At 67.6% G+C, this 20,124-nt stretch carries 19 protein-coding genes and 1 pseudogene; 15 read left to right on the top strand and 5 right to left on the bottom strand.

Going from position 1 to position 20,124, the window contains the following annotated elements; all coding sequences use genetic code 11:
* Positions 1-52 precede the first annotated feature (52 nt).
* The 14 genes and pseudogenes from metG to ACCQ13_RS05790 all read left to right on the top strand — a co-directional run bounded on the left by metG (position 53) and on the right by ACCQ13_RS05790 (position 13,386).
* Positions 53-2,137, top strand: a complete 2,085-nt coding sequence (gene metG, locus ACCQ13_RS05855) for a methionine--tRNA ligase (RefSeq protein WP_159406817.1) — start codon at positions 53-55, stop codon at positions 2,135-2,137.
* A gap of 191 nt (positions 2,138-2,328) precedes the next feature.
* Positions 2,329-2,921, top strand: a pseudogene (locus ACCQ13_RS05850) (HAD family hydrolase).
* Positions 2,922-2,928: 7 nt separating this feature from the next.
* Positions 2,929-3,348, top strand: a complete 420-nt coding sequence (gene rnfB, locus ACCQ13_RS05845; protein ID WP_249027594.1) for an Rnf electron transport complex subunit RnfB — start codon at positions 2,929-2,931, stop codon at positions 3,346-3,348.
* Between the two features lie 180 nt (positions 3,349-3,528).
* On the top strand, positions 3,529-4,305 hold the full coding sequence (locus ACCQ13_RS05840; protein ID WP_159406816.1) for a hypothetical protein: 777 nt from the start codon (positions 3,529-3,531) through the stop codon (positions 4,303-4,305).
* A gap of 85 nt (positions 4,306-4,390) precedes the next feature.
* Positions 4,391-4,756 (top strand): DUF4345 family protein, encoded by a 366-nt coding sequence (locus tag ACCQ13_RS05835; RefSeq protein WP_104602035.1) that lies wholly within the window; start codon positions 4,391-4,393, stop codon positions 4,754-4,756.
* A gap of 58 nt (positions 4,757-4,814) precedes the next feature.
* Positions 4,815-5,378: a sigma-70 family RNA polymerase sigma factor gene (locus tag ACCQ13_RS05830; RefSeq protein WP_104602036.1), complete on the top strand. Its 564-nt coding sequence runs from the start codon at positions 4,815-4,817 to the stop codon at positions 5,376-5,378.
* Positions 5,375-6,208, top strand: a complete 834-nt coding sequence (locus tag ACCQ13_RS05825; protein WP_167526833.1) for an anti-sigma factor — start codon at positions 5,375-5,377, stop codon at positions 6,206-6,208. The genes ACCQ13_RS05830 and ACCQ13_RS05825 overlap by 4 nt, the downstream gene beginning before the upstream one ends.
* A 316-nt stretch (positions 6,209-6,524) precedes the next feature.
* Positions 6,525-7,529, top strand: coding sequence for an acyl-CoA desaturase (locus ACCQ13_RS05820; RefSeq protein ID WP_104602038.1), 1,005 nt, complete (start codon positions 6,525-6,527; stop codon positions 7,527-7,529).
* Entirely contained in the window at positions 7,526-8,776 is a 1,251-nt protein-coding gene (locus ACCQ13_RS05815; RefSeq protein WP_104602039.1) for an NAD(P)/FAD-dependent oxidoreductase, read from the top strand. Before ACCQ13_RS05820 ends, ACCQ13_RS05815 begins: the two co-directional genes overlap by 4 nt.
* Positions 8,776-9,687: a DUF1365 domain-containing protein gene (locus ACCQ13_RS05810; protein ID WP_372372356.1), complete on the top strand. Its 912-nt coding sequence runs from the start codon at positions 8,776-8,778 to the stop codon at positions 9,685-9,687. Before ACCQ13_RS05815 ends, ACCQ13_RS05810 begins: the two co-directional genes overlap by 1 nt.
* Positions 9,684-10,970 carry an SAM-dependent methyltransferase gene (locus ACCQ13_RS05805; RefSeq protein ID WP_104602041.1) on the top strand — a complete coding sequence of 429 codons (1,287 nt, stop codon included), beginning with the start codon at positions 9,684-9,686 and terminating at the stop codon, positions 10,968-10,970. The genes ACCQ13_RS05810 and ACCQ13_RS05805 overlap by 4 nt, the downstream gene beginning before the upstream one ends.
* A gap of 3 nt (positions 10,971-10,973) precedes the next feature.
* Positions 10,974-11,519: a DUF2878 domain-containing protein gene (locus ACCQ13_RS05800; RefSeq protein WP_159406815.1), complete on the top strand. Its 546-nt coding sequence runs from the start codon at positions 10,974-10,976 to the stop codon at positions 11,517-11,519.
* Positions 11,516-12,298: a DUF1295 domain-containing protein gene (locus tag ACCQ13_RS05795; protein WP_104602043.1), complete on the top strand. Its 783-nt coding sequence runs from the start codon at positions 11,516-11,518 to the stop codon at positions 12,296-12,298. The genes ACCQ13_RS05800 and ACCQ13_RS05795 overlap by 4 nt, the downstream gene beginning before the upstream one ends.
* A 17-nt stretch (positions 12,299-12,315) precedes the next feature.
* Positions 12,316-13,386, top strand: coding sequence for an SAM-dependent methyltransferase (locus tag ACCQ13_RS05790; RefSeq protein ID WP_159406814.1), 1,071 nt, complete (start codon positions 12,316-12,318; stop codon positions 13,384-13,386).
* 76 nt (positions 13,387-13,462) lie between these two features.
* Here the strand turns inward: ACCQ13_RS05790 and ACCQ13_RS05785 are convergent, their stop codons facing one another.
* Together ACCQ13_RS05785 and ACCQ13_RS05780 are read right to left on the bottom strand one after the other, a co-directional pair.
* Complete coding sequence (locus ACCQ13_RS05785; protein WP_104602045.1) at positions 13,463-13,810, bottom strand: RidA family protein; 348 nt, start codon at positions 13,808-13,810, stop codon at positions 13,463-13,465.
* 1 nt (position 13,811) lies between these two features.
* Positions 13,812-14,531, bottom strand: a complete 720-nt coding sequence (locus ACCQ13_RS05780; RefSeq protein WP_104602046.1) for a DUF998 domain-containing protein — start codon at positions 14,529-14,531, stop codon at positions 13,812-13,814.
* Between the two features lie 261 nt (positions 14,532-14,792).
* On the opposite strand from ACCQ13_RS05780, the gene mprF reads away from it, so the two are divergent.
* Complete coding sequence (gene mprF, locus ACCQ13_RS05775) at positions 14,793-17,357, top strand: bifunctional lysylphosphatidylglycerol flippase/synthetase MprF (protein WP_104602047.1); 2,565 nt, start codon at positions 14,793-14,795, stop codon at positions 17,355-17,357.
* Between the two features lie 427 nt (positions 17,358-17,784).
* Here mprF and ACCQ13_RS05770 read toward each other — a convergent pair whose 3' ends face one another.
* The 3 genes from ACCQ13_RS05770 to ACCQ13_RS05760 form a co-directional block, all read right to left on the bottom strand.
* A complete protein-coding gene (locus ACCQ13_RS05770) occupies positions 17,785-19,164 on the bottom strand; it encodes a virulence factor (protein WP_104602049.1) in 1,380 nt (459 codons plus the stop codon).
* A gap of 69 nt (positions 19,165-19,233) precedes the next feature.
* Positions 19,234-19,416: an oxidoreductase-like domain-containing protein gene (locus ACCQ13_RS05765; RefSeq protein ID WP_104602050.1), complete on the bottom strand. Its 183-nt coding sequence runs from the start codon at positions 19,414-19,416 to the stop codon at positions 19,234-19,236.
* 63 nt (positions 19,417-19,479) lie between these two features.
* On the bottom strand, positions 19,480-20,085 hold the full coding sequence (locus ACCQ13_RS05760) for an HD domain-containing protein (RefSeq protein ID WP_104602051.1): 606 nt from the start codon (positions 20,083-20,085) through the stop codon (positions 19,480-19,482).
* Positions 20,086-20,124: the final 39 nt, after the last annotated feature.

Below are 20,124 nucleotides of genomic sequence, written 5' to 3'. Positions count from 1 at the left end.
TCCCCATTCCCGACTAGTGCGATAATCGGGTGTCCCCCGCATTACGCCCGCCATGACCCGCACCGCACTCGTTACCACCGCCCTGCCCTATGCCAACGGCCCGCTGCATCTGGGACACCTGGTCGGCTATATCCAGGCCGACATCTGGGTGCGCGCGCGCCGGTTGCGCGGCGACAAGACCTGGTTCGTCTGCGCCGACGACACCCACGGCACGCCGATCATGCTGGCCGCCGAGAAGGCCGGGGTGACCCCGGAAGCCTTCATCGCCAGCATCCAGGCCAGCCATGAGCGCGATTTCGCGGCGTTCGGAGTGACCTTCGATCATTACGATTCGACCAATTCGCCGGTCAATCGCGAGCTCACCGAGGCCTTCTACAGCAAGCTGGAAGCGGCCGGTCATATCAGCCGGCGTTCGGTGGCGCAGTTCTACGACCCGGCCAAGGGCATGTTCCTGCCGGACCGCTACATCAAGGGCATCTGCCCCAACTGCGGCAGCGCCGACCAGTACGGCGACAACTGCGAGGTGTGCGGTGCGACCTATGCGCCCACCGAGTTGAAGGAGCCAAAGTCGGTGATCTCCGGCGCCACGCCGGAGCTGCGCGATTCGGAGCATTTCTTCTTTGAAGTGGGCCATTTCGACGGCTTCCTGCGCGAGTGGCTGGCGGGCGATGTGGCGCTGCCCGGCGTCAAGGCCAAGCTCAAGGAATGGCTGGATGCCGAAGGCGGCCTGCGCGCGTGGGACATCTCGCGCGATGCGCCGTATTTCGGTTTCCAGATTCCCGGCCAGCCGGGCAAGTATTTCTACGTGTGGCTGGATGCGCCGATCGGCTACCTGTGCAGCTTCAAGACGCTGTGCGCGCAGATGGGCGAAGACTTCCAAGCGCATCTGGTCGCCGGCACCCAGACCGAACTGCATCACTTCATCGGCAAGGACATCGTGAACTTCCACGGCCTGTTCTGGCCAGCGGTACTGCACGGCACCGGCCACCGCGCCCCCACGCGCCTGCATGTCAACGGCTATCTGACAGTGGACGGCGCCAAGATGTCCAAGTCGCGCGGTACCTTCGTGATGGCGCGGACCTTCCTGGACGTGGGCCTGGAGCCGGAGGCGCTGCGCTATTACTTTGCGGCCAAATCCTCCGGCGGCGTGGACGATCTGGACCTCAATCTGGGCGATTTCATCGCACGGGTGAATGCGGATCTGGTCGGCAAGTTCGTCAACCTGGCCAGCCGCTGCGCCGGCTTCATCGGCAAGCGCTTCGATGGCAAGCTGGCCGACGCGCTGCCCGACCCGGCGCAGTACGACCGCTTCGTCGCCGCGCTGGCGCCGATCCGCGAGGCCTACGAACGCAACGATGCGGCCAGCGCGATCCGCCAGACCATGGCGCTGGCCGACGAGGCCAACAAGTACATCGACGACACCAAGCCGTGGGTGATCGCCAAGCAGGAGGGCGCCGATGCGCAGCTGCAATCGGTCTGCACGCAAGGCCTGAACCTGTTCCGCATCCTGGTGGCCGGCCTCAAGCCGATCCTGCCGCGCACCTGCGCCGAAGCCGAGGCGTTTTTGTCGGCGCCGATGACCAGCTGGGAAGATGTGGAGCGCCCGCTCACCGCACACACGATCCAGCCCTACACCGCCCTGTTCACCCGTATCGACCCCAAACTGATCGACGCCATGACCGACGCTTCCAAAGACACGATGGCCGCACCTGCGGCACCGGCTACGACCACCAAGCCCGCACCCAGCAAGGCCGACGCAAAGCCTGCCGCCGTTGCGAATCCCGAATCCCAAACCACCAATCCCGCCCTCATCGGCATCGACGATTTCGCCAAGCTCGACCTGCGCATCGGCAAGGTGTTGGTGTGCGAGTTCGTGGAAGGCTCGGACAAGCTGCTGCGTTTCGAACTGGATGCCGGCGAGCTGGGCAAGCGTCAGATCTTCTCGGGCATCCGTGGCAGCTACGGCGAACCGGAAACGTTGGTCGGCCGCAACGTGGTATTCATCGCCAACCTGGCCCCGCGCAAGATGCGCTTCGGCATCAGCGAAGGCATGATTCTCTCGGCTGGCTTCGACGGCGGCGCACTGGCGCTGCTGGACGCCAATGGCGGCGCGCAGCCTGGCATGCCTGTCAGGTAACGAGATTGGGGAGTTGGGATTTGGGATTCGTAGAAGCCGGAGCTGATTGTTGTAGTAGACCTGACTTGAGTGCTTGGCGCGTGCCCTCATCCGCCCCTGCGGGGCACCTTCTCCCGCACGCGGGAGAAGGGAACAATCAGTCACCGCGCTTTTAACCAATCCCCACTCCCGACTCCCCAATCCCCGCCCCCATGCACCTGGCCCTGTTCGACTTCGACCACACCATCACCACCTGCGACACCTATGCGCGCTTTCTGCGCAAGGTCGCCACGCCCGCGCAGCTGGCGTCGGCAAAGTGGCAGGTCGGCCCGTGGGTGCTGGGCTATCGGCTGGGCATGGTGTCCGCTGCCGCGCTGTGCGCGCGGGTCACGCGCATCGTGTTCAGTGGGCGCTCGCTGGACAAGATGGCCGCGCATGGTGCCGATTACACGCGCGCACGGCACTGCCGGGTGTGCTGCGTGCAGAAGTGATGCAACGCATCGACTGGCACCAGGCGCAAGGGCATGAGGTGGTGCTGGTCTCCGCATCGCTGGATCTGTACCTGCAGCCCTGGTGCACGCAGCATGGGCTGTCGCTGATCTGCAACCGGCTCGAACACACCGGCGGCGTACTGAGCGGGCGCTATGCCGAGGGTGATTGCGGGCCGCACAAGGCCCGGCAGATTCGCGCGCGCTACGACCTGGCACAATACGCCTGCGTGCATGCCTATGGCGACAGCCGCGAAGACCAGCCGATGCTGGCACTGGCGCAACAGCGTTGGTATCGCGGCCATCGGCTGCACTGACATCGCAATGCCCATTCCCGCGCCCGATCTGGTCGAACGGCTCGACCGCCTGTTGCCGCAAACCCAATGCGGCCAGTGCGGCTACGACGGCTGCCGCCCCTACGCGCAGGCGATGGCGGACGGCCAGGCAGGGGTCGACCACTGCCCTCCCGGCGGCGATGCCGGCGCGCGTGCGCTGGCCCAGCTGCTGGGCGTGCCCGCAAGCCCCTACGATCGCAGTCGCGGGGCGCACAAGCCGGCGCAGGTGGCGTGGATCGTGGAGGCCGACTGCATCGGCTGTACCAAATGCATCCAGGCCTGCCCGGTGGATGCCATCGTCGGCGGCGCCAAGCACATGCATACGGTCATCGCGCCGCTGTGTACCGGTTGCGAGCTGTGCCTGCCGGCGTGCCCGGTGGATTGCATCGCCCTGCATCCGCTGGGCTGAAGACCGTGCCGGCGCAAGGCGTTGCCGGTCGCCACGCCGCCTGCCAGGCCAGGTATGTCGCGGCGCAGGCAGCATCACCCCATTCTCCCCACGCCCGGTCGGGAACGTCCTGACGCCTGGCGGCGCATCCATGCCGCAGCCGTGCCCGTATGGGTAAGCATCCCCATCGAGGACCTGCCGATGCGTTCACTTGCTGCCGCGCTTGCCGCCTGCTGCCGACCGATTCCACCATTGCTGCTTGTGCTTGGCAGCCTGCCGCTGAGCGCGGCGGCGGTCACCCAGGTGGATGGCGAGGCCTACGACGCCGACAGCGGCGCCTTGCGCTACCGTGAATCGCATTGGCTGCTCGACGACGGTGGGCGGCTGGTGCTGTACCGCTGCCCCAACGGGCAGGCGTTCGCGCGCAAGCAGATCGATGGGGGCGGCCCGTCGCCCGATTTCAGCCTGATCGATGAACGCGATGGCTATCGCGAAGGCGTACGTCGGCGCGAGGGCGTGCGCGAGATGTTCCAGCAACCGCCCGGCAAGCCCGAGCGCCGCACCGCGTTGCCGGCTGGCAAGGACGAACGCGTCATCGATGCAGGCTTCGACGCCTATCTGCGCGCCCACTGGGATGCCCTGGCCACCACGGCGCAGCGGGTGGATTTCGTGCTGCCCAGCCTGCAACGGCAGTTGGCGTTTCGTGTCGAACGCATCGACGATGCTGCAGGCCAGCGACGCTTCCGCATCGCGCTGGATACGTGGTACGGCGCCGTGGTGCCGTCGCTGGAGGTGCGCTATTCCATCGCCAGCAAGCGCCTGCTGGAGTTTCGCGGCGTGGGCAACCTGCGCGATGCGCAGGGGCGCTACCCGCGCGTGCGCATCGTATTCCCCGACACCGCTCCACGGGCAAGCACCGACGCGGCGTTGCGCCAGGCACGCGAGCAGGCCCTGACCCGTAGCTGCACCACGGCGTGACGCCGGTCCGCGCCATCTTCACGCCCGACCACGCGCCGTTGCGTACAACGGCCCGGGCACCCATTCCGCGCACAGGAGCACCCGCATGGCAAAGGCCTACCTCTGGATCAACGCAGTGCTCTACCTCGCCCTGGCGGTGTGGTGCACGCTTTCGCCGCTCAAGACCGCAAACGCGGTGGGCTATACCCAGCTGTCGCCGGCCGGGCAATCCGAATACCTGGTCATCTATGGCGGCCTGCAGCTGGGCATGGCGTTCCTGTTCGGCTATTTCGCCTGGATCGATCAAGCGCGCACCGGGCTGGTGGTCGCACTGGCTTTCTACGTACCGATCGTGCTGTTCCGCAGCGCGTCGCTGGCCAAACTATGGCCGGTTTCTGCGCCCACGGTGGCGTTGGCGGGGGTGGAAATCGTGTTGCTGCTCGCTGCCGCACTGCTGTGGTGGCGCAAATGAAGGACAGGCTTGGCCCACTCCGGTAGCATCGCGTACATCTCTTCCGATGCCCGACCGCATGAGTGCCATTCCTGGCCAAGACGACGATGAAACCGGACGCCTGCTGACCGCAACCGCGGGCGGCGACCGGCATGCCTTCGAAGCGCTGTACCGGCAGACCTCGCCCAAGCTGTTCGGCGTGTGCCTGCGCTTGATCCCGCAGCGCGCCGAGGCAGAGGAAGTGCTGCAGGACGTGTTCACGCTGATCTGGCACAAGGCCGGCCAGTTCGACCCCGGCCGTGCACGCGGCCTGACCTGGCTGGCGATGATCGCGCGCAACAAGGCCATCGACCACTTGCGCGCCAATGCGCCGCAACGCCGCAACGTGGCGCTGGACGATGCCGGCGAGCTGCGCGACCACGATGCACTACCACTGGAGCGCACCGAACGCGCCAGCACGCGCCGCCGCATCGACCACTGCCTGGCCGAGCTGGAGCCGCCACGCAGCGAACTGATTCGCACCGCCTTCTTCGAAGGCATCACCTACGAGGAGCTTGCCGCGCGCACCGATACCCCCATCGGCACGGTCAAGAGCTGGATCCGCCGTAGCCTGGCCAAACTCAAGGCATGCCTGGAACGATGAGTACGTCCCTTCCCATCGACCAGGAACCACCGCGCGACGTGCTGGCCGGCGAGTACGTGCTCGGCCTGCTCGGCGCCGACGAACGTCTGGCGGCCGAGCAGCGCATCGCCACCGATGCCCCGTTCGCGCAGGCAGTGCTGCAGTGGCAGGACCACCTGGCTCCGCTGCTGGAAGAGATCGCCGCGGTGACGCCGCCGGACCAGGTCTGGGCACGCGTGCGCCAGACACTGGGCTTCGACGCGCCGCTGCGCGCGGTGCCGACAGCAGCGCCTGCAAGCACCGGCACACCGGCGGCACCGCTCTGGAACAACCTGCGCTTCTGGCGCTGGGCCAGCGCCGGTGGGCTGGCCACCGCGGCGGCATGCGTGCTGGCGCTGTTGAATCTGCGAACTGCGCCTGCCCCTGTGCAACCGCCGCGCGAGACGCCCCTCGTGCAGGCGCCGGCTACCCCGCCTGCGGCGACCACGCCGACGACGACCGGCATCGCGATGACCTCGACACTGGCCACCGCAGACGGGCGGCCAGGCTATGTGGCGCTGATGGATGCCGACAAGCGCACCATCACGGTCACCCCGCTGGACCGCACGGCCACTGCCGACAAGGTGCCCGAACTGTGGCTGATTACGCCCGATGGCAAGGCGCATTCGATGGGCACCTTCGACGACCAGCGGGCACGCCGCACCCAGATTCCCGACCAGCTGATGCCCATGCTCGGCAACGAGGCGATCCTGGCGGTGACGCTGGAACCGCCAGGTGGTGCACCCGGTGGCGTGGCGACCGGCACGGTGGTGGCAAAGGGCGGTATCAGTACGCTGGCGATGGCGCCCTGAGCCAACCGCACCGCCGCCGCGTCCCCAGGCAGGCACGCGCCGGCAGGGGCGACTTGTGGCCGCCGGCACAGGCGGCCACGCTGCTGCCGGATGGCGATGCCTGCTGCACGGCCCGTGGCTTCCACGCACGCAATGCATTCACAAGCGACCTCGGGTGCGCCGGTGATACTGGGCGCACAGATTGGCACCTGCGGGCGCGCGCGTCGTGCGTGCGTGCGAGCCGGCGCGTCACATGCATGCGACGATCCAGCCGGTTGGTGCATCCATTGGCCGGCGGTTTCCGTAGAACGACACCACGACCTCTGGAGATTGATGCGTGCCGAGTACTGGACTCGACCCTCGCGTTGCAAGGCCACAGCCCCATGCCCCATCCGGGAGGCGCGGTGCCTGGACCTATCGGTGGATCGGCAGCCTGCGCCGTTGGGTGGATTCGCAAGCCGATGGTCCACTGGACGAGGCGCGCGCCGACCGCATCGACTGGCTGCGCGCCCTGCCCTTCATTGCGTTGCATCTGGCCTGCCTGGCGGTGTTCTGGGTTGGCGCATCGTGGTTTGCGGTCGGCACGGCGCTGGCGCTGTACGCGCTGCGCATGTTCGCGCTCACCGGCTTCTACCATCGCTACTTCTCCCACCGCGCGTTCAAGACATCACGTGTGCTGCAGTTCGTGTTCGCGGCCATCGGCGCCACCTGCGTGCAGCGCGGGCCGTTGTGGTGGGCGGCGCATCACCGCAACCACCACCGGCATACCGATACCGGCCGCGACCCGCATTCGCCGGCCCAGCACGGCTTCTGGTGGAGCCATACCGGCTGGTTCCTGACTCCGCGCAACTTCCGCACCGATTGGGAGGTGATTCCCGACCTGCGTCGCTTTGCCGAACTGCGCTTCCTCGACCGCTTCGACATCGTGATGCCGGTGTTGCTGGCCGTTGGCCTGTATTTGCTCGGCGACTGGCTGGCGGCGGCCGCGCCGGGGTTGAAGACCACCGGCGCGCAGCTGCTGGTGTGGGGGTTCGTGCTGTCCACCGTGGCGCTGTTCCATGCCACCTTCACCATCAATTCGCTGGCGCACCGCTTCGGTAGCCGGCGCTTCGACACCCGCGACGACAGCCGCAACAACTGGCTGCTGGCGTTGCTCACCTTCGGCGAAGGCTGGCACAACAATCACCACTTCTTCCCTGGCTCGGCACGCCAGGGCCTGCGCTGGTGGGAGTACGACGTGACCTGGTACGGACTCACCGCGATGTCGTGGGTGGGCCTGGTCTGGGATCTCAAGCCGATGCCGGCCTCGTTGGTCAGCCGTGGCCAGCGGGTGGACCAATGAGCGAGCGCAGGATTGCCGTGGTCGGCAGCGGCATTGCCGGCCTGGGCGCGGCGTGGCTGCTGTCGCGCCGCCATGAGGTCACCTTGTTCGAGGCCGCCGATTACCTGGGCGGCCACACTCACACCCACCAGATCCAGCTCGACGGCCAGCGCTACGCGGTGGACAGCGGCTTCATCGTGTTCAACCCGCAGCACTACCCGTTGCTCACGCGCATGTTCGCCGAGCTCGACGTGGCCGCGCAGCCGACCACGATGAGCTTTTCGGTGCACGATGCGCGCAGCGGGCTTGAGTACAACGCCGGCACCTTGAACGGGCTGTTCTGCCAGCGCCGCAACCTGCTCAGCCCACGCTTCTGGGGCATGCTGGCCGACCTGCGCCGCTTCTATCGGCAGGCGCCGGCGGTGCTGCACAGCGACGAGCGCTTCAGCACGCTAGGCGCGTATCTACAGCGGCACGGCTATGGCGCGGCGTTCCGCGACCAGCATCTGGTGCCGATGGCGTCGGCGCTATGGTCCTCGCCATCGCAGACCATTCTCGAATTTCCAATGGGCCAGTTGATCGGCTTCATGGCCAACCACCACATGCTGCAACTCAGCGGGCGGCCGCAGTGGCAGGTGGTGCGTGGCGGTTCCAATAGCTATGTGCGTGCGCTGCGGCGGCGCTGGCAGGTACTCGAGCGCCTGTCCACGCCAGTGCATGGTATCCGCCGTACGCCCGATGGCGTGGTGGTGAGCTCGCTGCGCGGACAGGAACACTTCGACGAGGTGGTGCTGGCCTGCCACGCCGACGATGCGCTGGCCTTGCTCAGCGATGCGTCCGAGGCCGAACAGCAGATCCTGGGCGGCATCACCTACCAGAACAACGACACCGTGCTGCATACCGACGCGCGCATCCTGCCGCGCGACCGCCGCGCCTGGGCCGCCTGGAATGCGCATGTCCCGGCCGACCCGCAGGCGCCCTGCACGGTGAGTTACTGGATGAACGCGCTGCAATGCATCGACGCACCGCAGCCGTTCATCGTCAGCCTCAACCGCGACCACGACATCGACCCGGCCAAGGTGCTGCGGCGCATGCGCTACCGGCACCCGGTGCAGAACGCCGCCGCGCTGGCGGCGCAGGGCCGCAAGGCCGAGATCCAGGGCAAGCAGCACACCTGGTTTGCCGGCGCGGCCTGGGGTTTCGGCTTCCACGAAGATGGCCTGCGCAGCGGCGTGGATGTGGCGCATGGACTGGGAGTGAGCTGGTAATGCACCTGCTGCGCGAAGCCAGTACCGATACCGTGCCGCTGCCTTCCGGTGAGGACAGCGGTGCCGGCAGCGTGGCGGTCGGCTTGCGCAGCGCGATTTACACCGGCTGGGTGCGGCACCGGCGGTTCGCACCCAAGCCGCTGGACTTCCGTTACCGGCTGTTTCTGCTGTATCTGGATCTGTCCGAGCTGGATCAGGTGTTCGCAGGCCGCTGGCTGTGGTCGGTGGGGCGCGCCAACCTGGCGCAGTTTCGCCGCAGCGATTACCTGGGCGATCCGGCCATTCCGCTGGATCAGGCCGTGCGCGATTGCGTGCAGGCGCACACCGGCGAGCGCCCGGATGGTGCGATCCGCCTGCTGACGCACCTGCGCTACTTCGGCCATGTGTTCAACCCGGTGAGCTTCTACTACTGCTTCGACCGGCATGACGGCCTGCGCTGGATCGTGGCGGAAATCACCAACACGCCATGGCAGCAACGCCACGCCTACGTGCTGCCGGTGGCACAGGCGCGCAGCCACCGCGACGTGCACGCCTGGCGCTTCGACAAGCGCTTCCATGTCTCGCCGTTTATGGGCATGCAGCATCAATACGACTGGCGCTTCAGCGTGCCGGCCGCGCAACTGCGCGTGCATATGGATGTGCTGGATGCGCCGCACGCCGCCGATACCGATGCCGATGCCGATGCCGATGCCGATGCCGATGCCGAGCACAATGGCACGCGCCGCTTCGATGCCACGCTGGTGCTGCAACGTCAGCCACTGACCGCGCGTACGCTGGCGCGCACCTTGTTCGCCTACCCCTTGATGACCGTGCAGGTCGTGATCGCCATCCACTGGCAGGCCTTGCGCCTGTGGCTGCGCGGCAACCCTGTGCATGACCACCCCCACCCGCCTGTGCGAGATCGCCGATGAACGCCACGTCCCTGCCCGACTCCGCCGTGCCGCGCGCGGCCTCCTGGACGGACCGCCTGTTGCGCAAGCGCCTGTTGGCCACGCTGGGCGAGCTGCGCGACGGGCAGCTGCAGCTGCACGACGCCGACGGCATCACCACGCTGGGCACTGCCAGCGGCGCGGACGCGTTGCAGGTGCAGCTGCGCGTGACCGACCCGGGCTTCTACCGCCAGGCCGCACTCAACGGCAGCGTGGGGGCCGGCGAGTCTTACATGGACGGGCAATGGCAATGCGACGATCTGGTTGGGCTGATGCGCGTGCTGCTGCGCAATCGTGACCGCCTGGATGCGATGGAGACCGGCACCGCGCGCCTGGGCGGCTGGGCCATGCGCAGCCTGCATGCCTTCGCGCGTAATACCCGCAGCGGCAGCCGGCGCAATATCGCCGCGCACTACGACCTGGGCAACCCGCTGTTCAAATTGTTCCTGGACGAAAACCTGATGTATTCGTCGGCGATCTTCGTCGATGGCGAGGAGGCGCAGGCCGAGGCGGCACTGGAGCGCGCAGCCACGCGCAAGCTCGAACGCATCTGCCAGAAGTTGCGTCTTGGTCCGCAGCATCACGTAGTGGAGATCGGCACCGGCTGGGGCGGCTTCGCCCTGCACGCGGCCCGCGAACACGGCTGCCGCGTCACCACCACCACGATTTCGCGCGAGCAGTTCGAGCTGGCATCGCAACGCATCGCCGCTGCCGGCCTGAGCGACCGGGTCACGGTACTGCTGAGCGACTACCGCGACCTGCAGGGACGCTTCGATCGCGTGGTGTCGATCGAGATGATCGAGGCGATCGGCCACCAGTATCTGGACACCTACTTCGCCAAGGTCGGCAGCCTGCTCACCGACGATGGCGAGGCGCTGATCCAGGCCATCACCATTGAAGACCATCGCTACAAGCAGGCGCTGCACTCGGTGGACTTCATCAAGCGGCACATCTTTCCCGGCAGCTTCATTCCCTCGGTGGCGGCAATGACCGGGGCGGTGGCACACGCCAGCGATCTGCGCCTGTTCCATCTGGAAGACATCGGCCCCAGCTATGCATTGACCCTGCGCGCCTGGCGGCAGCGCTTCATGGCGCAGCTGCCGCAGGTGCGCGCACTGGGCTACGACGAGCGCTTCATCCGCATGTGGGAGTTCTACCTGGCCTATTGCGAAGCGGGCTTCCTGGAGCGCTCGATCGGCGACGTCCATCTATGGCTCAACAAGCCCGGCGCGCGTCCGCCGCAGTTTGTGCCCGGCCTTGCGTGAGGCATGCAGCAGCTCGGCAACTATCTCGGCTTGCAGGTGCTCTGGGTGGTGGCGGTAGCCGCCGCCGCGGACGGGCGCGTGTGGCCAACGCTGCTGGTACTGGCGCTGTTTGCGCTGTATCAACTGTGGCCCTCGCGACGCGCGGCCGGGGATGTGCCGTTGCTGATCGCCGCATTGGCACTGGGTTTGCTGCTGGACACCACGCTGGCCGCTGGCGGCTGGGTGCGCTATGCCATGCCATGGCCCGGTAGCGTGCTGGCGCCGGCATGGATCCTGGCGTTGTGGCTGGGCTTTGCGCTCACGCTCAACCATTCGCTGCGCAGCGTGATGCAACGCCCGTGGCTGGCGGTGTTGCTGGGGGCCATCTTCGGCCCATTTTCGTACTGGCTGGCGCAGCGCAGTTGGCACGCCGTGGAACTGTTGCCGCCGTTGCTGCATGCGGCCCTCGCCGTCGGCATCGGCTGGGGTGTGGCCTGCGGCGTGTTGTCGCTGTATGCACGGCGCCTGCAGCGACCATTGACACAACCGAATCCTGGAGAACTGCAATGACTGCCTGGCCGCTGCTGCATGTCGCCTTCTTCGCCAGCGGGGTGATGCTGCTCGGGTGGCTGTGGCAGCGCCGCAGCGGCAATGCCGGGCCGGTGGACGTGTTGTGGGCCGCCTGCCTGGCGGTGGCTGCGCCGTACTGCGCCTGGATGTCCGACGGTGCGTTGCTGCCGCGCGTATTGGTGGCGGTACTTGGCGGTCTGTGGGGCGCGCGGCTGGCCTGGCATCTGGGCGTGCGCGTGTTCGGCGACCCGCACGAGGACGGTCGTTATCGCGCCCTGCGCGCGCACTGGAACGGCGACCAGCACAAATTCCTCGGCTTTTTCCTGGCCCAGGCGGTGGTGGTGGTGCTGTTTGCAGTGCCATTCCTGGCCGCCGCCAGCAACCCCAACCCCGACTGGAGCCTGTGGACCAGCCTGGCGATCGTGGTGTGGCTGGTCGCCGTCGGTGGCGAGGCCCTGGCCGACCGGCAACTGTCGCTGCACAAAGCCAATCCGGCCAATCGCGGCAAGACCTGTCGCAAGGGGCTGTGGCGATATTCGCGCCATCCCAATTATTTCTTCGAGTTCGTGCATTGGTTCGCCTATCTGGCCTTGGCGGTCGGCGCCGGGCCCTGGCCGGTAGCGCTATGCGCGCTCGGGCCGGTGGTGATGTTCGTGTTCCTGTATCGCTTCACCGGTATTCCCTACACCGAGCAGCAGGCACTGCGCTCGCGTGGCGAGGACTATGCGCAGTACCAACGCACCACCAGCGCGTTCTTCCCGCTTCCCCCTTCGTCCTGAGCTGTCTGGAGAGTTGCATGTCCACTGTCACCGCCCCGCCTTCCTCGCTCCCGGATGAAGCCTTCGCCACGCGCCTGGCCGAATCTGGTGTGCTGCCCGATACCGCCCTGCGTTACGGCATCCGCCGTTTGTGCGCGCAGCGCCTGCGCGATGAGCGTGGCGACGACGCCGATGCCAACGGCGAGCGCCAACGCGCCTTCATCGACAGCCTGCGTGCCAGCGCGATCGCGATCGAAACCGATGCGGCCAACCGCCAGCACTACGAATTGCCGCCGCAGTTCTTCACCCTGTGCCTGGGCAAGCGGCTGAAGTACAGCAGCTGCTACTGGGACGCGAGCACTCCGGACCTGGACGCGGCCGAAGAACGCATGCTGGCGCTGTACGGGCAACGCGCCGAGTTGGCCGATGGTCAACGCATCCTGGAGCTGGGCTGCGGCTGGGGCTCGCTGACCCTGTGGATGGCCGAGCGCTACCCCAACGCCACCATTACTGCGGTCTCCAACTCACGCCCGCAGCGCGCGCATATCCTGGAGCAGTGCCGTCTGCGCGGGCTGGGCAACGTGCAGGTCGTCACCGCCGACGTCAACGCGCTGGCGCTGCCGCCCGGCAATTTCGACCGTGTGGTCTCGGTGGAAATGTTCGAGCACATGCGCAACTACCGCGACCTGCTCGCGCGCGTGGGTAGCTGGCTGGCGCCGGGTGGCAAGCTGTTCGTGCACATCTTCTGCCACCGCGACCTGGCCTATCCCTTCGAAGTGGCCGGCGAAGACAACTGGATGGGCCGGCATTTCTTCACCGGCGGGCTGATGCCGGCAGCGGACACCTTGCTGCATTTCCAGCAGGACGTGGTCATCGAACAGCGTTGGCTGCTGTCGGGCCAGCATTACGAAAAAACCGCCAACGCCTGGCTGCAGAACCAGGACCGCCACCGCGCGCAGATCATGCCGTTGTTGCAGCAAACCTATGGCGAGGATGCGCAGCGCTGGTGGCAGCGCTGGCGCATGTTCTGGCTGGCGTGCGCGGAACTGTTCGGCTACGACCAGGGCCGCGAATGGGGCGTGGCGCACTACCGCTTCGTCAAGCGCTGACGGTCCGGGCGCAACGCCAGCGTACGGATGGGCAGATGATCGCTGCTCGTCGCCAGCGATCGGCCTGCGGGGGCGGTCAGCCCGCCGCAGCGGTGATGACGATTTCCACCTTCCATTCCGGACGCGCCAACTTCGCTTCCACGGTGGCACGTGCCGGAGTGAAGCCATGCGGCACCCATTCGTCCCAGGCGGCGTTCATGCCGTCGAAGTCGGCGATGTCGGCCAGATAGATTTCAGCGCGCAGGATCTTGGTCTTGTCGCTGGCCGCCAGCGCCAACAACTTGTCGATCTCGCCCAGCACCTGGCGCGTCTGGCCGGTGATGTCCTGGTGGGTGTCTTCGGCAATCTGCCCGGCCAGGTAGCACACGCCGCCGTGGACGGTCATTTCCGACATGCGCGGGCCGGTATCGAATCGCTGCAGCATTTCAGGTGTCCTCCAATTGATTGACCGGGCCATTGTGGCGCGAATGCGGCGGGCGTGCAGCCTCGGTGGGCGCGGCACACGCCAACCGCACCCCGGCCCCTACCATCCAGATCACGATCAGCACGATGGCCGTTTTCTGGCTGATGCCGGGCGGTGCGGCCGGCACGCTGACGTGGAACAGCAACACGGCGAACGCGGCCCACCCCAGGCCGAACGCCACTGCGGCGTGGTGTTGCCATGCGCGATCGGAGCGGAAGTACCACGACTGCAGCACTATCGCCGCAACAACGCACAGGAACGTGGCATCGGCCGCCAGCACATGCACCATCGCCGCGGCATTCGGCGCCAGCTCCGGCATCCAGCTGTCGCCGATCGCCACCACGCACAGGCCAAGCGCCGCACTCCAGAACAGGCCGAGTACGGTCCGGCTGCGGGCAGACGGCGCCAGCGCTGCAGACAGGCCAAGCGCCAACCACGCCATGGCTGCGGCAAGTAGGCAGTAGGCGGTCCGCAGCAACAGGCCGTAGCGGCCGTGCAGATACGCGCTCAGCTGCGCATCGACCCAGTCCAGATCGCTGCGGCACCATTGCAGCGCCAGCACCAGCCCGATGAAGGCCACACCGGCCCCAGCGGCGATCGCGCCGGCCTGCCGGCTCCAACGTGGCGCACCGGCCGGGGCCGGGGACACCACCGGCGGCGGCTGTTGGAGATTGCGTGTCATCGAGCTGTCTGCCTTCCAACCGTGATTGCCGCCTTCGCCAGCGGTACGGCACCTGTGCGTGCCTTTGCCCTATGATGCGCGCGGCCATGGTGTGCCGACGGGGTGTCGGCCCAGCCGAAGCATGTGTCCACCTCACTTCGGCGCTTCCAGGCAATCACGCTCCATGCACCGTCCATCCGCCTGTCCCCTGCTGACCCTGTGTGCGCGCGGCACGTATCGTGCATCGGCCCTTCTTCCCTTTCAACAACCCGCGTTGCCCTTATGACGGATACCTCGATGTCTTCCGAAGCGCCCTCCAGCGGCTGGCGACGCGCCCTGCCGGTGCTGATTAGCCTGGCGATCCTGGCGATGGCGCTGCACGCGCTGTCGGCGCAGTTCACCGACCATGGCTATCGCCAGATCCGCCAGGCATTCCGCGCGCTGGGTGCCGGGCAGATCGCCCTGACCCTGCTGCTGGGGCTGAGCAGCTACGCCTGCCTGGTGGGTTTCGACTGGGTGGGGCTCAAGCGCACCGGCAAGCGGCTGCATCCGGCGCGGGTGGGCATCACTGCGTTCATGGCACACGCGGTTGGCCAGACCCTGGGCTTTGCCGCGCTCACCGGTGGCGCGGTGCGCCTGCGCGGCTACGGCAGCGTGGGGCTGACCCTGGCCGAGATCGGCCAGGTGGTGCTGATGAGCACACTGGGCTTCGTCTTCGGCGCCTGGGTGCTGCTCGGGCTGGCATTGCTGCTGGAGCCGGAAGCGGCCGCACGCGCGCTGCCGATCGCCGCCGACGGCATCCGCATCGCCGGCATCGCGCTACTGGCAGGCTATGTGGCGATGCTGGCGCTAGTGGGCAGGCAGGGCCGCGAATTCGGTATCCGGAGCCACCGTTTCTGGTTGCCGGACCGCAACACCGTGCTCGGCGTCACTGCGCTCAGCGTGGTGGAACTGGGCCTGGCGGCGGCGGCGTTCTACGTGCTGCTGCCGCCGGACCCGGGTGCCGGCTATTTCGGCTTCATCGGCATCTGGCTGGTGGCGGTGGTGGCCGGCCTGATCTCCACCGTGCCGGCAGGCCTGGGCGTGTTCGAGTGGAGCCTGCTCAAGCTGCTGCCGCACGTCACCCCTGCCGCCGTGCTGGCTGCGGCGCTGGCCTACCGGGTCACCTACTACATCGTGCCGCTGCTGATCTCGGTGGCCATGGCTGCGGCTTCCGGGCTCGGCGCACCGGTGCGCGCCAGCGCCAGCACCGCCCGCACGCTGTGGAGGGCGTTGCGCCCGTGGCTGCCGCAGATCCTGGCGCTGGCGGTGTTTGCGGTCGGTGCGGCGCTGGTGATCGATGGCACCTTGCCCACCCCGCGCGCGCGCCAGGAGGTGGCACCGCTGCCGCTGATCGAAACCTCGCACCTGCTGGTCAGCCTGGGCGGCATGATGCTGCTGCTGATCGGCCAGGGCTTGCAGCGGCGCAGCCATGCGGCCTGGGTCCTGGCGCTAGGCGTGTGCGTGCTGCTGCCGCCGTTGTCGCTGCTGCGCGGCAGCCATATCTCCGTGTCACTGTCGGCGGCGCTGGCGGCCGTGGCGTTGTGGGCCGCGCGCCGCGAGTTCTACCGCCAGGGCGCGCTGTTGGACGAAGCCTGGTCGTGGCGCTGGTTGAGCAACCTGGGCCTGGTGCTGGTGGCCACCTTCTGGCTGCTGTTCTTCGTCTACAGCCATGTCGAATACAGCAACGACCTGTGGTGGGAGTTCGCCACCTCCGCCAATGCCCCACGGGCGCTGCGCGCGGCGTTGATCCTGTGCGTGGGCGTGATCGTCTTCGGCATGGCGCGCCTGCTGCGCGGCGGGCGGCGCCCGATGCCGCCTGCCGATGCGCCGGTGCTGCAGACCCTGGCACCGGTCCTTGCGACCAGCACCGATACCCAGGCCTGCCTGGCGTTGACCGGCGACAAGGCCTTCCTGCTCGACGAACAGAGCCGCGGCTTCGTGATGATGCAGCGCTACGGCGGCTCGCTGATTTCGATGGGCGACCCGGTCGGCCCGCCGGAGGTGGCGTGCGCGCTGATCTGGCGGTTCCGCGAAGAGGCCGACCGCATGGGCCTGCGCCCGGTGTTCTACCAGGTGGGCGAGAAGTACTGGCAGACCTACCTGGACATGGGCCTGACCCTGGTCAAGCTGGGTGAGGAGGCGATCGTGCCGCTGGAAGGCTTCACGCTGGAAGGCCGCGACCGTGCCGACCTGCGCCAGGCCTGGAATCGCGGCAAGCGCGGCGGCCTGAGCTTCCGCATGCTGCCGCCGGAACAGGTGGACGCGGTCCTGCCGCGCCTGGCCGAGGTGTCCGAGCAATGGCTGGAAGAGAAATCCGGCGAAGAGAAAGGGTTCTCCCTGGGCAGCTTCGATGGCGACTACCTGCGCCGCTTCCCGGTCGCGGTGGCCGAAGCCGAAGGCCAGATCGTGGCCTTTGCCAACGTGTGGTGCGCGCCGGCCGGCGGCGAGCTGTCGGTGGACCTGATGCGGCACAGCGCGCAGGCGCCCAAGGGCACCATGGACTTCCTGTTCATCGAGCTGTTCCTGTGGGGGCAGGCTAATGGCTACACCCGGTTCTCGCTGGGCATGGCGCCGTTGTCGGGGCTGGCCGAGCATCGCCTGGCCGGCCGCTGGAACCGCTTCGCCAGCTTGGTCGCACGGCATGGCGAGCGCTTCTACGGCTTCAGCGGGCTACGCCGCTTCAAATCGAAGTTCTCCCCGACCTGGCGCCCGCGCTATCTGGTCGCGCCCGGCGGCATGCACCTGCCGGCGGCGCTGCTGGATGTGACCCGCCTGATCTCGGTGGATCCTGGCCGGCAGGAGTAAGGCGACGCGCAACCTGCCGCGTTACGCGACTGTGTCAGTCTGTTGAGGGCGCCTGCGTGCTTGAGCGGAGTGCTCGCCGATCAGCGGTAGCACTATGGGGAGCGCGGTGTCGCGTCCGGGGGTGGGACCGTGTGGCGGCATGGATGCCGCTACCGAGCCTCCAGGGACGGATTCACGGCGTGTCCCGACACCGGATGCGGCGCCGCGCCATCGACCCACTCCGCGCACCGATCACGCTATGCACGACATCCATCGTTTCCCTGCAGATGCTCGGGCGTGCTGCGGGCGCTTGCGCGCGTACCGGTGGTGAGGGACACGCGCAAGCACCACTGGTCGCATCAGACGGCCGAACGAACAGCGACGAGGGGGTTGCTGACCACGCGTCGGCCGAGAGTTGGCTGACGCGTGGTCAAACTGTCCCGCTCGTTCAAGGCGTCGACAGTGCGTGCAACTGCTCCATGATCGTCTTGGCCAGAGTTGCGTAATCGCCCTTGAAATGGTGATCGCCCGGCAGCGCGACGCGCCTGGCGACCTGCGCAGGCAGGCTCGGGCACAGCGCGTCGTCGTCGTCCTGACCGTAGATGCAGACCGTGGTGCCGGCCGGCAGGCGCTGCACTTCCGGCGCGATCGGCAAACCCTCGTCGTCCGAACCCAGCCAGTTGCTGACGTGGAATTCGTAATCGGCCAGCTTGCCCACCGACAGCAGCGCGGTCATGCGGATGTTCTGCCGGGTGGCCGCAGGCAGCTTGTTGATCGCCGCCGGCAACACGTCGGCGCCCTGCGAGAAGCCGATCAGCACCACGCGCTTGCGCTGCCAGCGTTGCGCGTAGATGCGCGCAATGCGGTCCAGGTCGGTGGCGAAGCCCTGCGGGGTCCGCTCGGTCCAGAAGTAACGCAGCGAGTCCAGCCCCACCACCGGAATACCCTGCGCGGCCAGCGCGTCGGCCACTTCTTCATCCAGACCGGCCCATCCGCCGTCGCCGGAGACGAAGATCACGAAGGTGTCGTCGTCGCTGTCGCCATCTGGCGCAGCCGGCGCCTCGACCACCGGCAGGTCGGCCAGGCCGCCCGGCGGCGGCGGCAAGGCCACGCCCTTCTGTTCGCCCAGCGAGCGGGCCGCGGCCCGCAGGCCGGGCAGGATGTCGCCGCGCACGGACCGCTTGAAGCTGCGCGCCTGCGGTATCTGCTTGAGGAAGGCGGCTTCGGCTGCCGCCGGACAGCGCTTATCCTGGCTGCCGGCCAGCACCCAGGGGATCTGTAACGGCACCGGCAGCAATGCGTTGCTGCCCGGCCGCACGCCGGGCTGGCAGATCGCCTGCCCGTTCACCGCCACCGGGCACAGGCCATCGGTGAGCACGCCAGCCAGCACATGCGGCTTGGCCTGCGCGCCGATGGCATAGGCCAACGCAGCGCCCTCGCCATCGCCCACCAGCAGCGGCAGGCGGTAGGTGGGAATGTGGTGGAAGGCCTGCAGGTAGCGCGAGAAGTTCTCCACGTCGCCAACCGAGAAGGTGCAGGCGCCGCCCGCCTTGCGCAGCACCGCGTACAGATGCGCGGTATCCACCAGGGCAACCATCGCACCATCGTCGCGCAGCGCCTGTGCCTGCGCCTGGCGCTTGCCGGCGTTTCCGGTGCCGGCCAACCAGATCACCACGCGCTCGGGCTCGCCCTTGGGCATCAGCACCGGCACCTGTTCGAACCGCCCATGGCTTAACGGCTCCGGATCTGGAGCCTGCGCGGCGGCCATGCCCGACAGCGTCAACACCGCCGCGCCGCAGAGCGCGCTCCATCGTTCAAGTCGTCGCATGTCGCACCATCGGGGAAAGTGGTCCAAAGATAATCGTTCCGGCGCGTGCCGCGAAGCGCAGTACTTCGCTCACCGCGCCCGCGCCTGTTGACGGGTTTCCCAGGCAGCCAGGGCCTGGCGGTAGCGGCCCAGCTCCTCGGCGTACAGATCGTGCACGCACAGCGGGCAGCCACTCTCGCAGCACTCGTTGGGGGCTGGCGCCTGCGGCGGCTGCGGGCGTGGATCGGTGGCGGAAACGGCGTGGTCGTGCATGCGGCCATTGTAGCGTGCGCGATCGGTCCTCCCACGGCCAGGCACAGCACACCGCAAGGTTGGTCAATGGCCCAGCCGGCGATGCAGGTTGGCGCGCGCCGCGGCATCGGCGTTGGCATGGAAATACGCACTGAGAAAGATACGCGGCCGCTTCAGCAGGCCGGCCAGGAAGCGGCGCCGGTTCAGCCGGAACAGCAGCACAGGCACATGCCCCCGGTACTCGTCGGCGATTGCGCGGTCATAGGCATCGAAGATCTGCGCCGGCGCCGCCAGGATCGCCATGTCGCAATCCAGGAACAGCGCGGCGTCTTCGTCGACATCGGTCGGTTGTAGCTGACCATGGCGTGCAGTGAGCAGGATCAGCGTTTGCACACGCGCAAGGTCCACCTCGGCCTGTGGCCACCACCGCGGAATGCAGTCCAGGGCCCAGGCTGCCGATTGCGCTTCGTTGTCGCCGCGCCCGGGTTGGTACACCGCATCGTGGAACAGCACCGCCAGCCAGACTTCGACCGGCTGCTGCCAGCCCGGCCCGGCAGCGACCTCGGCATAGTGCTGCAGCAGCGCACGCACATGGCCGAAGTGATGATAGGCGCGCGGCGGAATGGCGTAGGCCTGTTCCAGGACGGCCAGGTGGTCGGCGTGCAAGGGTAGCGGGGCGGTGAGGTCCATGCACGCAGGCTAGCGCGTACGCACCGCGCTGCCCATGGG

This window comes from Xanthomonas sp. NCPPB 1638 (genome assembly GCF_041475635.2).
GTDB lineage: Bacteria > Pseudomonadota > Gammaproteobacteria > Xanthomonadales > Xanthomonadaceae > Xanthomonas > Xanthomonas cucurbitae.
This window is presented reverse-complemented; position numbering and strand designations above follow the sequence as displayed.

What these genes read in the sequence shown, in the direction of transcription:
- metG (WP_159406817.1), top strand. Translation starts at nt 53, where the DNA reads ATGACCCGCACCGCACTCGTTACCACCGCCCTGCCCTATGCCAACGGC.
- rnfB (WP_249027594.1), top strand. Translation starts at nt 2,929, where the DNA reads ATGCCCATTCCCGCGCCCGATCTGGTCGAACGGCTCGACCGCCTGTTG.
- ACCQ13_RS05840 (WP_159406816.1), top strand. Translation starts at nt 3,529, where the DNA reads ATGCGTTCACTTGCTGCCGCGCTTGCCGCCTGCTGCCGACCGATTCCA.
- ACCQ13_RS05835 (WP_104602035.1), top strand. Translation starts at nt 4,391, where the DNA reads ATGGCAAAGGCCTACCTCTGGATCAACGCAGTGCTCTACCTCGCCCTG.
- ACCQ13_RS05830 (WP_104602036.1), top strand. Translation starts at nt 4,815, where the DNA reads ATGAGTGCCATTCCTGGCCAAGACGACGATGAAACCGGACGCCTGCTG.
- ACCQ13_RS05825 (WP_167526833.1), top strand. Translation starts at nt 5,375, where the DNA reads ATGAGTACGTCCCTTCCCATCGACCAGGAACCACCGCGCGACGTGCTG.
- ACCQ13_RS05815 (WP_104602039.1), top strand. Translation starts at nt 7,526, where the DNA reads ATGAGCGAGCGCAGGATTGCCGTGGTCGGCAGCGGCATTGCCGGCCTG.
- ACCQ13_RS05810 (WP_372372356.1), top strand. Translation starts at nt 8,776, where the DNA reads ATGCACCTGCTGCGCGAAGCCAGTACCGATACCGTGCCGCTGCCTTCC.
- ACCQ13_RS05805 (WP_104602041.1), top strand. Translation starts at nt 9,684, where the DNA reads ATGAACGCCACGTCCCTGCCCGACTCCGCCGTGCCGCGCGCGGCCTCC.
- ACCQ13_RS05800 (WP_159406815.1), top strand. Translation starts at nt 10,974, where the DNA reads ATGCAGCAGCTCGGCAACTATCTCGGCTTGCAGGTGCTCTGGGTGGTG.
- ACCQ13_RS05795 (WP_104602043.1), top strand. Translation starts at nt 11,516, where the DNA reads ATGACTGCCTGGCCGCTGCTGCATGTCGCCTTCTTCGCCAGCGGGGTG.
- ACCQ13_RS05790 (WP_159406814.1), top strand. Translation starts at nt 12,316, where the DNA reads ATGTCCACTGTCACCGCCCCGCCTTCCTCGCTCCCGGATGAAGCCTTC.
- ACCQ13_RS05785 (WP_104602045.1), bottom strand. Translation starts at nt 13,810, where the DNA reads ATGCTGCAGCGATTCGATACCGGCCCGCGCATGTCGGAAATGACCGTC.
- ACCQ13_RS05780 (WP_104602046.1), bottom strand. Translation starts at nt 14,531, where the DNA reads ATGACACGCAATCTCCAACAGCCGCCGCCGGTGGTGTCCCCGGCCCCG.
- mprF (WP_104602047.1), top strand. Translation starts at nt 14,793, where the DNA reads ATGACGGATACCTCGATGTCTTCCGAAGCGCCCTCCAGCGGCTGGCGA.
- ACCQ13_RS05770 (WP_104602049.1), bottom strand. Translation starts at nt 19,164, where the DNA reads ATGCGACGACTTGAACGATGGAGCGCGCTCTGCGGCGCGGCGGTGTTG.
- ACCQ13_RS05765 (WP_104602050.1), bottom strand. Translation starts at nt 19,416, where the DNA reads ATGCACGACCACGCCGTTTCCGCCACCGATCCACGCCCGCAGCCGCCG.
- ACCQ13_RS05760 (WP_104602051.1), bottom strand. Translation starts at nt 20,085, where the DNA reads ATGGACCTCACCGCCCCGCTACCCTTGCACGCCGACCACCTGGCCGTC.